We start from the raw sequence: 14931 nt of genomic DNA on the forward strand, positions 1-14931 counted from the left end.
AGCATTTGCTATGTGAAAGTAGGACATTACCAGGCTTCAAATTCAGTCGAAGGACTTTAATCTTAATAATTAAAAATAAGAAAATTGAAAAGAATTTTCTTGGTGACAATAGCGTTTTGGACCCACCTGATTCCATGCCGAACTCAGTAGTGAAACGAAACAGCGCCGATGATAGTGTAGCATTTGCTATGTGAAAGTAGGACATTACCAGGATTTAATTAAGAGAAACCCGTTACAGCAATGTGACGGGTTTTTTGCTATTTTAAATTAGTAAAACATTGCGCACTTAGAGAAGACACGGTTAATAATAGTGTAGCATTTGCTATGTGACTCTCTACTGCTGCGGGCACTACGACATTGCCAGGATTTAATTAAGAGAAACCCGTTACAGTAATGTAACGGGTTTTTTGCTTTTTGAAATTAGTAAAACTCTGCATACTAAGAGACGATACGATTAATAATAGTGTAGTATTTCACTGTGACTCTCTACCGCTGTGGGCACTACGACATCCTACTGCGTAGCGCACCGACTTCACATTGCAGAGCGCTCGAATTTAAGATTCGGGCTTTTTTATGTCTGCAGAAAAGTGAAAACGTGCAATTAACACACACTCACAGCAACGCCCATCATGTAGGTCGGGCGTAGCGACTCCCGACGCTAAAATCATAAAAATCTCCGCTCGACAATGAGTGCATAGCATTTGCACTGTGACTCTCCACGCAGTGGGCACCATGACATTACCAGGATTTAATTAAGAGAAACCAGATACAGTAATGTGACGGTTTTTTCTATTTAAATTTAGTAAAATCTCACCGTTAAATTCGACAACAAAACTAGGTGCACCTAATAGCGCGTGTTAAAATCCAATTTTTATGAATGACGATATAGAGGTCTAGATTGCCTACAGCTGATTACCAAAAGGTGCTTGATGAAATAGCACATGAAGTACGTCCTTTATTATCACAAGGGAAAGTAGCTGATTATATACCGGCGCTTGCCGAGGTTGATCCGGAACAATTTTCTATCGCTATTTATACAACTGATGGTGAAACTGTATGTGCGGGGGATTGTTCTCAACGCTTCACTATTCAATCAGTTTCTAAAGTTATGACACTTACTATGGCACTACAGCGTTATGGTGATGAACTTTGGCACAGAGTCGGAAAGGAACCCTCAGGTACAGCCTTTAACTCGCTTACACAGCTTGAGTTTGAAAAGGGGATTCCTCGTAACCCATTCATCAATGCAGGCGCAATTGTAACGTGTGATGCGTTATACAGCCGCTTATCTGCGCCAATGCATTCTATGCTCGAAACTTTCAGGTTATTAGCTGGTAATAGAGGCATAGTAATTGATAAAAAAGTCGCTAATTCAGAGTATGAGTTCAGGCACCGAAATGCTGCTATGGCACATTTAATGAAGTCGTTTGGTAATTTTGAAAACGAAGTTGATGATGTTTTGTGGGCTTACTTTAACTTTTGCTCTATTGAGCTCAACTGTATTGAATTAGCAAAAGCTTATAATTTTTTAGCTAACAAAGGTGTTGATAATCGATCGGGCAATCGTGTTTTAAGTAGTCGTCAGAATAAACAGCTTAATTCGCTTTTATTCACGAGTGGTTTATATGATGCTGCGGGGGATTTTGGTTACAGAGTGGGTATGCCTGGTAAGTCGGGAGTGTCAGGAACTATTTTAGCTGTACTACCAAATAAGTTTACAGTGGCTGTTTATTCACCGGGGCTTAATTCGTTTGGTAATTCGGTTGCAGGAATTGCAGCGCTCGAGCTGCTATCTAAAAAACTCGATATTTCTATTTTTTAGGGAATCGATAGGGAGCAATAATTGCTCCCTTTGTAATTTATTGTTCCCAATAAACTTGTTCTAAACAATCTTCACGTTCAGGTAAGCCACGAGATAAACGCGGAGAGTGTTGAACTAACACTTCATAACTCGCTCGGTTAGCATATTTACTAATTTGCGATAGTGACGAGTAAGTAATAGCTTGTTGCTGATGCTTAGCTGAGTTTGCCACATTAAGTTTATGATAAACATTCGCTGACAAATCATGTAGTACAGCCGCAAGTGCACAATCGCCTGCACCATTGGTGTTTTTGATTGAATCAGGCCCGCCCATAAATGGGGCAGTATGACTGTATGCCCTGATAGGCTCATCACATTCATCTTTACGCATAGCGCGTGAAAATTCGTAACGGTTAAAATCAGGTATGGCGCCCGGTAGTAACGGGTATTCAGTTTCACGTTTTAAACTTTCATCAACGTAGCCGGCCATAAATAAGCCTTTTTCGCCAGCGGTACAAATTACCAAATCTACCCAATCAAGTGCTTTATCAGCAGCTAAAAGGGGATCTTCAAAACCCGTAATAGCTAACCCTTCTTCTTCGTTCATAGCAAGAATATCAACATGCTTTTCAACAAAGTTTGCCCACCAAGTAGGGTCTTGTTCAATTAAGAACTTAGTACCGAGTGTAAGCACAACTGGCACACCTGCATCATTAGCGTATTTAACTGCTTGCATAGTGGCTTCAGTCATTGTTTCGCTACCTTGAGTACGCATAAGGTAGGCACTAATCACTAACGCTGATGAATTCTCAATAAGGTCTTTATCGATAGATTCAGGACGTAAGTGATTCATTAGGCCTGCACTTATTGCAAAAGTACGCTCACCGGTTTCATCAATTAATGTAAAACAACGGCCTACAGGCCCATCAACTGGTTGAAGGTAGTTTAAGTCTACACGGCTTGAGGTATTACATAAAAAACGGTAAGCGTAGCTACCTATTTTTATATTTTCGCTCATTACGCCTAATAAAACTGAGCGATCATCTGCAAGTACAGAGTAGTTGTGCATAGTGTTACCAATGGTTCCACCGGCAAACTCAAAATCAACCATATTGTTTAATTTTAAACGGTCGTATAGGGCGTTTGTAATATCATTATCAATTACTTGCGACATGCCTCTGCGCAATTGAAACTCGTCAAGGAAAGCTTGATCAACTTTTGCCTCTATATCAACAACGATCTGATCGATACCCGTAATATAACTACGTTGTAATCGCTCTGTTGCGTTAAGTTGATTGGTAAGTGGATCTTTGGCTTCCACTGGAAAATAATGTTTATGCCTGCGGCGTCCAGGAAATTTCATTTGCTACCCGTGTTGTGAGCTAAATAAAAAAAGCGTGAGATTATAGCGTAAATCAGCACGAGTGAGCCATTACAAACGGGTAAATATTGTTTTATTTTTGCAATAAAGTAATGAATAGCGCACTTTAAAGTGCTAACTAGGTATAATTGCAGCATAAAAGGTCATTTAAGTAGAAAAAATGAACGAACCATTTGATGACTCCTACTGGATGGAGCAAGCGCTTTTGTATGCAAAACAAGCAGAGCTGCTTGATGAAATTCCAGTTGGAGCAATTGTAGTCAGAGATAACCAGTTAATTTCAGTCGGGTATAACCGCTCAATAACGGATAATGACCCATCTGCCCATGCCGAAATGATTGCAGTGCGAGAAGCTGGAAAAGTCCTTAACAACTACCGCTTAATTGATTGCACCTTATACGTAACGTTAGAGCCTTGTTCTATGTGTGCGGGATTGTTAGTGCATAGCAGAATAAAGCGTTTAGTATTTGGAGCAGTCGATGCTAAAACAGGGTCTGCGGGTTCAATTATGAATTTATTACAAGAGCCTAAGTTAAATCATCAAGTTGAGGTGTGCGGTGGCGTTTTGGCACAGCAGTGCGGGGATACTATTTCGAATTTTTTTAAACGTAGAAGAGCGCAAATTAAAGCAGCTAAGAAAGCTGCTCGTGATGGTCAAATAAATAAGCCTAACTAAAGCTAACTAGCGATTGGCTCTATTTCTGATTCAGCCATTTGCTGCATAGCAAACATTCGGCGACGCCAGATGATTTTTTTGTGTAGTTTTCGCAACATAACACGACGACGTGTGGCCGTTGAATAAATGACATTGCGTTTTAATCTTTGTGTGCGTCTACGTTTTAGCATGTTTTCTCCTAATGCAAGAGTGAGAAAGGCACGGGTATATCTTATAAAATAATGATATACAATTAACACACATTAGTGATCATTTGGTGACAAGTAAACAGATATTTGATTTACTTAAATTTTGCTTACTGACATGCTCAATAAACGGGTATATTGTTTTCACTCGACTGCTCGGGCTCGATTATAGGTTGTTGTTTTTCTGTTTGAGCTTCATCTGCCTTACTTTTCACTTCACTTTTTTCGTTTAGCTTTAGCTCAGTATCAGTGCTCAGCTCTGTAATTGGTTCTGGCTCAGGCTCTGCAGCAATGGCATTATTTTCATCTAGCCAAACAAGTGCATCGTAATAGCGACGAATATTATCGACATATTTAACAGCTACATCGCCTCGGGCATAACCGTAGCGAGTTTTACGGTAATAGCGCTTTTTAATTAATAGCGGTAGGCGTTTTTTTACATCAGCCCATTTGTCAGGACTTGCGCCTTGCTGTTCGGTAATTATACGTGCGTCGTTAACGTGCCCCCAACCTACATTGTATCCGGCCAAAGCAAGCCATGTGCGGTCGGGTTGCGGGATACGGTCAGGAATACGTTTAATAAGCTTGCTTAAGTATTTAGCGCCACCACGAATGTTTTGCTCTGGTTCTAACCGGTTAGTAACACCTACTTGTTTGGCTGTACTGCGAGTTAGCATCATGATGCCGCGCACACCTGTTGGTGATTTAGCGCGAGGATTCCACATAGATTCTTGATAGCTTAGTGCCGCTAATAACCGCCAGTCTAGGCTACCTGCATATTGTTCAAACCATGGCTGGTATGTTGGTAAGGTTTCTTTAATTGCTTCGATATAAGCAAGGGTATTTACATAGTTAAATTGGCGTACGTGACCAAAGTATTTTTCTTCAAGTACATAGAGCTGGTTACTTTGCTTAACGTCACCAAAAAATGGCACCAACAACGCATATAAAGAGTCGTCTTTAGATTTATTAAGTATCCATGCAATCGGGTCGTTATGGCTAACTGAAAAACCAATGCTTAAATTTGGGTGATAACGGCGAAACAGCGATAGCGTATGCGTATCAGCGAGTGTGTAATCTATCTCGCCATCAATAACTGCTTGAAGTAGTTCTTCTTCATCAAACTCTTCGCTTTCTATCCATGTGAGATCTGGATTGTTCTTCTTCATTTTTTGTAGAGTAAGCGAGTGGCTACTTTTAGCTATAACCGTAAAGTTGCCATCTAAATCGTCAAACTCTCGAGGACGAACGCGCCCTTGTTTATAAACTAACTTTTGGCTGATTGTTCTGTAAGTTGGTCCGTAACGGTATTGCTCTGCACGGGTTTTATTATAGGTAAGTCCTGACGCTATTAAGTCTAAATCACCGCTTTCAAGGCGTTCAAACATGTCAGATAAGTTAAAGAAAGGGACTATTTCAAGCTCTACACCTAAATATTCAGCGAAGGCTTGAGATAACTCATATTCAAAGCCTTGCTCACCTTGAACGGCTTGATAATAATTACTAGCACTGGCAAGGGTACCCACACGTATTTTATTGTGTTCTTTTATTTGGGCGAGTTGAGTTGGCTGCTCTTGCATATCGCATGCACATAACAGCATAACTAAAGTAATGATTATTATTAGTTTTTCTTTCAACATTGAGTGCCCCTTAAGCTCGCCAGCCACCGTTATAGCAAAACTAAGCCATCGCGTCACTTTACCTTTTATTTTATTAACCAAAAGAGGCTATAAATAAAGCTAAAAAGTTAATTTTATGAAAAGCGTAATTTTGAGTTAAATCTGAATGCTAATTGGACTATAATGCGTGCCTAAAATATCGTTCAATCCCTAACCCCGGATGAAATTACCTATGTTGATCCTTCGTGGTGCACCAGCACTGTCAGAGTTCAGAGTTAATAAAATTTTAGCGCGTTGCCAACAATCGCAACTTCCAGTCACTAACGTATACGCCGAGTATGCTCACTTTGCCGATTTAACATCGCCGTTGAGTAGCTCCGAGCAAACCAAGCTTGAAAAACTATTAACTTACGGTCCAACTATTGCTGAGCATACCCCAGCTGGCAAACTTGTACTTGTTACACCTCGCCCAGGTACCATTTCACCTTGGGCATCTAAAGCAACCGATATTGCCCATAACTGTGGTTTAAAACAGGTTCACCGTGTTGAACGCGGTATTGCTTATTATGTTGAAGGTGACTTAAACGCAGAACAACTTGCACAAGTAATTGCGTTATTACACGACCGTATGACCGAAGCCACGCATAGTGAGCTTGAAGATGCTGCACAACTGTTTCGCAGTGATGCACCGCGCCAAATGTCGTCTGTTGATATTTTAGGTGGCGGACGCGAAGCATTAGCGATAGCTAATGTTGAGCAAGGTTTTGCCCTTGCTGATGACGAAATAGATTACTTGGTAGAAAACTTTATAAAGTTAGGACGTAACCCTAACGACATCGAATTGTTTATGTTTGCACAAGCAAACTCAGAGCATTGTCGCCATAAAATATTTAATGCTGACTGGACAATTGATGGAAAAGAGCAGCCAAAATCGCTGTTTAAAATGATTAAAAATACGTTTGAGTTAAACCCTGAAAATGTATTGTCGGCGTATAAAGATAACGCGGCAGTAATGAAAGGCTCAAAAGCGGGTCGCTTCTTCCCAAATGCGCAAGGTGAATATGCGTATCATCAAGAAGACATTGAAATACTAATGAAGGTTGAAACGCATAACCACCCAACAGCTATTGCGCCATTCTCAGGTGCGGCTACAGGCTCTGGTGGTGAAATTCGCGATGAAGGCGCAACTGGTCGTGGCTCTAAGCCAAAAGCAGGTTTAGTTGGCTTTACTGTATCAAACTTACGTATTCCAGGTTACGAGCAACCATGGGAAAGCGATTTTGGTAAGCCGAGTCGTATTGTTAACGCGCTTGATATTATGACAGAAGGTCCACTAGGTGGCGCTGCATTTAATAACGAGTTTGGTCGTCCTAACTTATTAGGCTACTTCCGTACTTACGAAGAAAAAGTAACAAGCCATAATGGCGAAGAAGTACGTGGTTATCATAAACCCATTATGCTTGCCGGTGGTTTAGGTAATATTCGCTCTGATCATGTTCAAAAAGGTGATATTCCTGTAGGCGCTAAATTAATTGCGCTAGGTGGGCCTGCAATGAACATTGGTTTAGGCGGTGGTGCTGCATCAAGTATGGCTTCAGGTCAATCAAACGAAGATTTAGATTTTGCTTCAGTACAGCGCGAAAACCCAGAAATGGAACGTCGTTGCCAAGAAGTTATCGATAAATGTTGGCAGCTAGGTGATGAAAACCCAATTGCATTCATCCACGATGTAGGTGCTGGCGGTTTATCAAATGCGTTCCCTGAGCTTGTTAATGATGGCGGACGTGGTGGTAAGTTCCAATTACGTAGCATTCCTAACGATGAGCCAGGTATGGCACCACACGAAATTTGGTGTAATGAATCACAAGAACGCTATGTACTTGCTGTTGGCGTAGAGGATTTTGATCGCTTTGAAGCAATTTGTAAGCGTGAACGTGCCCAGTACGCTGTTATTGGTGAAGCAACCGCTGAACCTCACTTAACAGTGTCAGACAGTCATTTTGAAAATAACCCTGTTGATTTACCGCTGGACGTATTATTAGGTAAAGCACCTAAAATGCATCGCGATGTAACGTCAAAGCACGTTGTTGGTAAAGCGCTTGATACTACATTAATAAATGCAGCAGATGCAGCGCAGCGCTTAATGCGTTTACCAGCCATTGCAGAAAAAACATTCCTAATAACAATCGGCGATCGCTCAGTTACGGGTTTAGTAGCGCGCGATCAAATGGTCGGTCCTTGGCAAGTACCTGTTGCTAACTGTGCAGTAACTGCGGCAACGTATGATACTTACCACGGTGAAGCTATGTCACTTGGTGAGCGTACTCCTGCAGCATTACTTAATTACGGTGCATCTGCTCGTTTAGCTGTAGCTGAGTCGTTAACTAATATTGCCTGTGCAAACATCGGTAGCCTTGAAAACATTAAGTTATCAGCAAACTGGATGGCAGCAGCGGGTCACCCAGGTGAAGATGCTGGTTTATACGAAGCGGTTAAAGCCGTAGGCGAAGAGCTTTGTCCTGCGCTTGGTTTAACGATTCCAGTGGGTAAAGATTCTATGTCAATGAAAACGACATGGAAAGATGAAGGTGACTCACAAGAGAAGTCAGTAACATCACCGCTTTCACTGGTTATAACTGCGTTTGGTCGTGTTGACGACGTACGTAAAACAGTCACTCCACAACTGCGCACAGATAAAGGCGACACATCGCTTATATTAGTTGATTTAGGTGCGGGTAAAAACCGCATGGGTGCATCAAGCCTTGCGCAAGTTTATAAGCAATTGGGTGATGTAACACCTGATGTTGATAGCCCAGAGTTATTAAAAGGCTTTTATAACGCAATGCAAGCGCTTGTGGCCGAAAGTAAATTACTTGCTTATCATGACCGCTCAGACGGTGGTTTATTTACCACGGTTGCTGAAATGGCGTTTACGGGTCATACCGGTGTAACGGTTGATTTAGCTGGCTTAACGGGGTCAGACATTGAAACGCTTTATAACGAAGAGCTAGGTGCGGTCATTCAAGTTGCAAATAGTGATTTAGATGCGGTAAATGCAGTGTTTGAACAACATGGTATAGCAGCAATTAGCCACAACATTGGCACGCTTAACAGCGATGATACGATTATATTTAACCGTGGCGAAAATACGGTACTTAATCATACGCGTACTGAGCTTCGCACTATTTGGGCTGAAACAACGTATCAAATGCAAGCACGCCGTGATAACCCTGAATGTGCTAAGCAAGAGTTTGATGCAAAGTTTGATGCAAAAGATCCAGGCTTAAACGTAAAACTTAACTTTGATTTAAACGAAGATATAGCGGCGCCATACATTGCAACCGGTGCTAAACCGCAAATGGCTATTTTACGTGAGCAGGGTGTTAACTCTCATTTAGAAATGGCGGCAGCGTTTAATCGCGCAGGTTTTGCAGCCGTTGATGTACACATGAGCGACATTTTAGAAGGTCGTTTAACACTAGAGCAATTTAAAGGTTTAGTGGCTTGTGGTGGTTTCTCATACGGTGACGTACTTGGTGCGGGTGAAGGTTGGGCTAAGTCTATTTTGTTTAACGACATGGCACGCGATCAGTTCCAAAACTTCTTCCACCGTGAAGATACCTTTAGCTTAGGTGTATGTAACGGTTGCCAAATGTTATCAACGTTAAAAGAGTTGATCCCTGGTACTGAACATTGGCCGCGCTTTGTAACTAATAAATCAGAGCGTTTTGAAGCACGCTTTAGTTTAGTAGAAATACAAGAAAACCCGTCTGTGTTCTTTAACGGAATGGCTGGCTCGCGAATGCCTATAGCGGTTTCTCATGGTGAAGGTCATGCTGAGTTTGCAAACGATGCAGCCACTAAAGCGGCGCTTAATAGCGGCACTGTAGCGGTTAAGTTTGTAGATAACTACGGTAACCCTACAACGCAGTACCCAGCTAACCCTAATGGATCTCCAGAAGGTATTACAGGTATTACGTCAACTGATGGTCGCGCCACTGTAATGATGCCGCATCCAGAACGTGTATTCAGAAGCGTTGCTAACTCTTGGCATCCTGATGAATGGATCGAGGATAGCCCGTGGATGCGTATGTTCCGTAACGCACGTAAAAACGTAGGTTAATTATATTTACGTTTATACAAGTTAGATTCATAATCTTACTGTAAAATAAAAAAGGCTGCATTGTGCAGCCTTTTTTGATTAGTATAGTTTTAGCTAAAAGCACAAAGCATTTAAGGATAGTATGTTTAAGCGAGTTGGTTTAATTGTTGGGGCTGTATTACTAAGCACCTTGCTACTTGGTTATGTATTTCGTTTACCTTTATTACAGTGGGCTATAGCGCCTGAGCTTAAAAAAGCAGGCATTACGTTAAGTTGTCTCGATTTTTCAATTACGTCTGAACTAAATATTCATGCTGATAAAGTGTGTGTAAATTACCAAAATCAACAATTACAACTCACTGGTATTACTGCAAATACAAAGCGTGTAGATATTAAAAATGCAGTGTTAACGGTTAATACACTCCCTAAAAGTGATAATGCTAATCAAGGTGCTAAAAATCTCGATTTAGCGCTTCCCTTAAATCGCCCATTAATCAGCATTAAACAGCTTGTAGTAGAAAGTGACGAGCTCAATAAGCCACTTAAAATAAGTATATTAGAACCCGAGCTAAATCAATTTAATGTTACGGGTGATATAAACGCGAGTGCAATTTTGACTGCTAATAAAGTAAGTGGTCAGTTTACGATTAATGACACTCTTTTAAAGCAAGTTATAAACACTAAAAATACATTAATTGCAGATGCTAATTTTAATTCTCAGCAAGCGTTTAGCTTTGACGGTATAGAGGTTGAGTTAAATGGCGATATTAGCTCCCAGTTTGCTCACACGTATGAGTTTTCTCATACAAATCAGCAGTGCCAGATTAACGTATTAACCACTGGTAAATTGGCGACGCGTTTTAATTTAAATAGCCAAGCGTTAATGTTTAATACCGATTTGCTTAATAACAAAATTAATTTAACACCAAGCTGTATTGAGTTAATTCCACCGAGTGAATACGCAGGCTTTATTAGCAAACAAGTTCCTTTAAATTGGCAACTTAAACTCCCTCAATCAATTCGCTTAGAGGGTAGTGAGCTAAGTGTACCTGTAATTAATTTGGTAAGCGTGAGCGATAAGCAATTTGATATTTTAATAACAGATACAACACTAAATATTACATCTCCACTTGAGTACTTACAGACAACTTTATCAGCTCAAATAAATACACCCGATATAAATAATATTAACGTTAATGCTCAGTTATCTGGCGCTGCGATTAAAGGCGATTACGCCGTTATACTTGAAAGTTTGCCTGAGTTTGTCCCTGCAACAGCGAATGGGCTTAGCCTTAGTGGTCACTTTAATATAAGTGAGTTTATAGACTTAAAACCAATTGGGCTTATAAATGCTAAATTAACACTTAATAGTGTAGATGCGTTTGATATAAGTGCAGTGCAATATCAAGGTGATTTAACTGCAAAAATGGATAAACAGTTAAACGCAGAGGTAGCGTTAACCCAGCAATTAAAAAGCGCAGAATATAAAGAGTTTACAGTCTCGGGTATAAGTAACACATTAACAGCAAATGCTAATTTAGGCGTAGGTGAGTTATTTGCTGATCTAACAGCAAAAACGAATATAAAGGCTGTTAATAGCCCCGACATAAAACTTAATAATATAAAAGTAGAGTCTACGGGGCTACAAAGCCGTGCACTAAAAGCTACGCATCACGCATTTATAAACGATGTTGAGTTAGTTGTAAATCATCATATGTCGTCGCAAGCTCATCCGTTTGAAGTCATTATTCCTGAACAAAGTACGCTGCTGTTAAATGCGCTTATTAGGCAATTTGAGCCACTTGCACAACTAACAGAGGGCGAATTTAATGGCTATATTAGTGGCGATATAAACTTACAAAATGCACTGTTCAATATGGGGATTAGTCATACAAGTGCACTGTATAACGATTACCTTGCGAGTGATTTAAACAGTGTATTTAGCGGGGAATATAATTCAGGTAAGCTTAATGTAAAACCAACTACCTTTAATTTAAATGAGTTTAGAGCGGGTGCTGTAGTTAAAGCGATTGAAGGGCAATGGCAAGTTAATAACAATACCGCGCTTATAAATGATGTAAAAGGAAGTGTGTTTGGTGGCGAGTTCTCGCTAGATAGCTACACAGTAGGGAAGCCAAACCAAGTTGCTAATGTTAAGTTTGAAAATATTGATGCAAGTAAACTTGTTACACTCGACGATAAGTCGGGCATTGTATTAACGGGACGCTTGGCGGGGTCTTTACCTGTTCACTTTGATAGTGGAAAAATTGAGATAATTGACGGTAGCTTATTTAGCCAAGGAACAGGTAATTTAAAAATTACCAATAATGCCGCTTTTGATTCAGTAATGCAGCAACAGCAAGAGTTACAACCTGTGTTAGGGCTATTAACTAATTTAGATATTCAAAAACTTAATAGCAGTGTGGCACTAAAAAATGATGGTTGGTTAAAACTAGGGGTTAATTTGCAAGGCTATAATAAAGCAGAGCAGCAGCAGGTTAACTTTAATTATAACCACGAAGAAAACGTATTTACACTTTTACGCGCACTACGTTTAAGTGACGAAATTACACAAAAAGTTGAGCAACAATACTCACAAAAAGGAAACTAATAATGAGACAGTCGTTATTGATAAAAGTACTGCTCGCGCTGAGTGTTATTAGTGCACTAAGTGCTTGCACGCACCGTGTTGAGGTGTCTGCTAAAGAGCCCATTACTATTAATTTAAATGTGAAGGTCGATCACGAAATTCGCGTAAAAGTAGATAAAGAACTCGACAATTTATTTAGTGACGACAGTGAGTTATTTTAAGGAGCTAGAACATGAATACGAAGAAAAAATTAAATATTATTACGTTAGTTAGTGCAGTATGTATGTCGTTCTCTGCATGGGCTATTAGCCTTGATGACGCTAAAAACCAAGGTTTTGTAGGTGAAGATAGCTCTGGTTATTTAGGACTTGTTGTACAAAACGCAGAGGCAAAAGCCGTTGTTGATGACATAAATGCAAAGCGTAAAGCGCAGTACTTAAAGCTCGCTAAAAAGAATAACTTGTCGCTTTCACAAGTTGAAGCGCTTGCTGCCGCTAAAACAATTGAAAAAACCCAAAGTGGTCATTACGTTGAAGTAAATGGTAACTGGGTTAAAAAATAAGCGTTAGTTATTGCTTTATTTTGCACAAAGTTTTGCACGAACCAAAATAAAACCGAGCGTTTAAGCGCTCGGTTTTTTACAGCCTTCGAGTAACTGCTGCCAAAAATCAATACCCTTACGCCTTGCTAGGTTTATATTATGCTCAGGAATAGATTCAGGCTCGTTATAACTATCAAGTGCTTCGCTCATGCTTGCTTCGCGAATTAAATGCAAAGTAGGAAAGGGCGCTCTATTTGTGTAATTTGCGGCATCAGTTTCATCGCTGTCGGCAAATACGTAATCAGGATGAAAGTTAGCAATTTGATACTTCCCTTCAAACCCCTGCGCGACTAAAAGTGCATTAGCTAAATCGACCAAATCTAAAAAGTCTTCAAAATCACTAAAGCCGTTGTCAAACATGATAAGGGTTGTTTCGCGCTCTGGTTCGCGGTCAAGCTCAACACATTGCTCAAGCATATCCATTACGGCATCATCCATACTAGCTGCAGGGCTTCCTATGTAGTGAATACAGTTGTTTTCTACTTCTTTTCGAGCAAATGGGCAAAAGTTATATTTAACAATAACAGATGACACCCATTCACGGGTTTGGCTTATAGCTATGTTGGTCACGGTTTTGGCTCTAAATATTGATTAATAATGGTAAGTGTTTTTTGTATAGCACCTTGGTTTTTAGTTACGCATTGCGCAGCTTTAATACCTAAGGTTTGGCACGCTTTTATGTTTTGGCTAAACGTTATGAGCTGCTTTGCTAGTTCGTCATTGCTATCAACCACTACAGTGCCTTTAAGTTTTATTAGCTCGGGATAAACATGATCAAAATTGTATGTGTGTGGACCTGTTATTAAACCTACCGAAAACGCAGCTGATTCCAGTGGGTTATGCCCACCTCTGCGTATTAAGCTGCCACCAATAAAGCTCACATTTGCAGAGCCATATAAACACTGTAATTCACCAAGCGTATCAGCAAGGAGTACTTGTTCATTGTTGTACTTATTTTGGCTACGACGGCTAAAACTAAGTGGGCTTTGTGTTAAAAGCTCAGCTACTTTATCAAATTGCTCTGGATGGCGCGGGGCAATTATAAGTAATGCATTAGGTTGCTTTTTTAGTAACTGTTGGTGAGCTGCCAATACTAATTCATGTTCTACAGGATGTGTTGAGCCTGCCACCCATACAAAGCGTTCATCGTTATTGTCTTCATTACTGTTATAAAGCTGTTTAAGGTTGAGTGCTTCAGCTAATTGCTCGTCACTTGGTGTTATATCAAATTTTATAGAGCCTGTTACATGGCTTTTTGAAGTTTCGAGACCAAGCTCTATAAAACGCTCCGCATCTGCCTTGTTATGACTCGCAAGTACTGTAATTGAGCGCATAATAATATGCGTTAATTTAGCGACCTTTTGATAGCCTTGCTGTGATTTTTCAGAGAGTCTTGCATTGATAACAAGTACCGGTATATTTTTTTTGTGACTTATCGCCATTAAATTTGGCCATAGCTCTGTTTCTAAAATACATAATGCTTGTGGCTTTATACGCTTTAAAAATCGGGCTGTCGCAAACGGAAAATCGATTGGTAAGTAGCTACACGCCACAGAATTTTTAAACTGGTTAAGTATTTGCTCTCTGCCTGTTGGAGTATTACAGGTTATAAGTATATTTAAATTTGGATGCGCTTTTTGAAGAGCTTTAATAAGCGGCGTTGCGGCAAGTACCTCACCAACAGAAGCACAATGAAAAACTAAAGGTTTGGTTTTAGTCGTAAATAAAGACTTACTGACAAACCCAAAGCGCTCTTTAAAGTGTGCACGATAGCCTTGGTTTTTTTTACCTCGTAAAATATAGAGATAAAATACAATCAGTGGGCTAATAAAAATTAATGCTAGAGAGTAAAAAATGCGTGCCATACTGATCTTTATAAAAGGGAGGTGGCGTTAGTTTACCGTGAAATAGCCGTTTTCTAAACATACTCGCAATAAAATATGGTCTGGGTTCAGTTATAACCCGATAAAATGCAC

General features: G+C 40.1%; 11 protein-coding genes and 1 rRNA gene. 7 read left to right on the forward strand and 5 right to left on the reverse strand.

Annotation, left to right across the window (positions count from 1 at the left end; genetic code table 11):
- The first annotated feature begins 98 nt into the window (after nt 1-98).
- Nucleotides 99-213 (forward strand): 5S ribosomal RNA (rrf, locus tag CXF89_RS08730).
- Nucleotides 214-898: 685 nt separating this feature from the next.
- Nucleotides 899-1822 carry a glutaminase B gene (gene glsB, locus CXF89_RS08735; protein WP_007584683.1) on the forward strand — a complete coding sequence of 308 codons (924 nt, stop codon included), beginning with the start codon at nt 899-901 and terminating at the stop codon, nt 1820-1822.
- Nucleotides 1823-1859: 37 nt separating this feature from the next.
- Here glsB and CXF89_RS08740 read toward each other — a convergent pair whose 3' ends face one another.
- On the reverse strand, nt 1860-3164 hold the full coding sequence (locus tag CXF89_RS08740; protein WP_121954375.1) for an inosine/guanosine kinase: 1305 nt from the start codon (nt 3162-3164) through the stop codon (nt 1860-1862).
- 178 nt (nt 3165-3342) lie between these two features.
- Between CXF89_RS08740 and tadA the strand changes: the two genes are divergently transcribed.
- A complete protein-coding gene (gene tadA / locus CXF89_RS08745) occupies nt 3343-3858 on the forward strand; it encodes a tRNA adenosine(34) deaminase TadA (RefSeq protein WP_121954376.1) in 516 nt (171 codons plus the stop codon).
- Nucleotides 3859-3860: 2 nt separating this feature from the next.
- Here the strand turns inward: tadA and CXF89_RS21180 are convergent, their stop codons facing one another.
- Together CXF89_RS21180 and mltF are read right to left on the reverse strand one after the other, a co-directional pair.
- Nucleotides 3861-4028 (reverse strand): hypothetical protein, encoded by a 168-nt coding sequence (locus CXF89_RS21180; protein ID WP_007584688.1) that lies wholly within the window; start codon nt 4026-4028, stop codon nt 3861-3863.
- Between the two features lie 137 nt (nt 4029-4165).
- Complete coding sequence (gene mltF / locus CXF89_RS08750; protein ID WP_121954377.1) at nt 4166-5683, reverse strand: membrane-bound lytic murein transglycosylase MltF; 1518 nt, start codon at nt 5681-5683, stop codon at nt 4166-4168.
- 211 nt (nt 5684-5894) lie between these two features.
- Between mltF and purL the strand changes: the two genes are divergently transcribed.
- The 4 genes from purL to CXF89_RS08770 all read left to right on the forward strand — a co-directional run bounded on the left by purL (nt 5895) and on the right by CXF89_RS08770 (nt 12916).
- The gene (purL, locus tag CXF89_RS08755) at nt 5895-9785 is read left to right on the forward strand and encodes a phosphoribosylformylglycinamidine synthase (RefSeq protein ID WP_121954391.1); all 3891 of its coding nucleotides are present in this window, start codon (nt 5895-5897) and stop codon (nt 9783-9785) included.
- Nucleotides 9786-9906: 121 nt separating this feature from the next.
- Entirely contained in the window at nt 9907-12375 is a 2469-nt protein-coding gene (locus tag CXF89_RS08760; RefSeq protein ID WP_121954378.1) for an intermembrane phospholipid transport YdbH family protein, read from the forward strand.
- A 2-nt stretch (nt 12376-12377) separates the two neighbouring features.
- Entirely contained in the window at nt 12378-12575 is a 198-nt protein-coding gene (locus CXF89_RS08765) for a YnbE family lipoprotein (protein ID WP_121954379.1), read from the forward strand.
- A gap of 11 nt (nt 12576-12586) precedes the next feature.
- The gene (locus CXF89_RS08770) at nt 12587-12916 is read left to right on the forward strand and encodes a YdbL family probable chaperone protein (RefSeq protein ID WP_007584701.1); all 330 of its coding nucleotides are present in this window, start codon (nt 12587-12589) and stop codon (nt 12914-12916) included.
- 60 nt (nt 12917-12976) lie between these two features.
- On the opposite strand, the gene CXF89_RS08775 is transcribed toward CXF89_RS08770, so the two are convergent.
- Complete coding sequence (locus CXF89_RS08775) at nt 12977-13525, reverse strand: DUF1415 domain-containing protein (RefSeq protein ID WP_121954380.1); 549 nt, start codon at nt 13523-13525, stop codon at nt 12977-12979.
- Nucleotides 13522-14820: a lipid IV(A) 3-deoxy-D-manno-octulosonic acid transferase gene (waaA, locus tag CXF89_RS08780; protein ID WP_121954381.1), complete on the reverse strand. Its 1299-nt coding sequence runs from the start codon at nt 14818-14820 to the stop codon at nt 13522-13524. Before waaA ends, CXF89_RS08775 begins: the two co-directional genes overlap by 4 nt.
- Between the last annotated feature and the right edge of the window lie 111 nt (nt 14821-14931).

This window comes from Pseudoalteromonas sp. MelDa3 (assembly GCF_002863625.1).
GTDB classification, from domain to species: domain Bacteria; phylum Pseudomonadota; class Gammaproteobacteria; order Enterobacterales; family Alteromonadaceae; genus Pseudoalteromonas; species Pseudoalteromonas arctica.

What these genes read in the sequence shown, in the direction of transcription:
- purL (WP_121954391.1), top strand. Translation starts at nt 5,895, where the DNA reads ATGTTGATCCTTCGTGGTGCACCAGCACTGTCAGAGTTCAGAGTTAAT.
- waaA (WP_121954381.1), bottom strand. Translation starts at nt 14,820, where the DNA reads ATGGCACGCATTTTTTACTCTCTAGCATTAATTTTTATTAGCCCACTG.
- CXF89_RS08770 (WP_007584701.1), top strand. Translation starts at nt 12,587, where the DNA reads ATGAATACGAAGAAAAAATTAAATATTATTACGTTAGTTAGTGCAGTA.
- CXF89_RS08765 (WP_121954379.1), top strand. Translation starts at nt 12,378, where the DNA reads ATGAGACAGTCGTTATTGATAAAAGTACTGCTCGCGCTGAGTGTTATT.
- CXF89_RS08740 (WP_121954375.1), bottom strand. Translation starts at nt 3,164, where the DNA reads ATGAAATTTCCTGGACGCCGCAGGCATAAACATTATTTTCCAGTGGAA.
- CXF89_RS21180 (WP_007584688.1), bottom strand. Translation starts at nt 4,028, where the DNA reads ATGCTAAAACGTAGACGCACACAAAGATTAAAACGCAATGTCATTTAT.
- CXF89_RS08760 (WP_121954378.1), top strand. Translation starts at nt 9,907, where the DNA reads ATGTTTAAGCGAGTTGGTTTAATTGTTGGGGCTGTATTACTAAGCACC.
- mltF (WP_121954377.1), bottom strand. Translation starts at nt 5,683, where the DNA reads ATGTTGAAAGAAAAACTAATAATAATCATTACTTTAGTTATGCTGTTA.
- tadA (WP_121954376.1), top strand. Translation starts at nt 3,343, where the DNA reads ATGAACGAACCATTTGATGACTCCTACTGGATGGAGCAAGCGCTTTTG.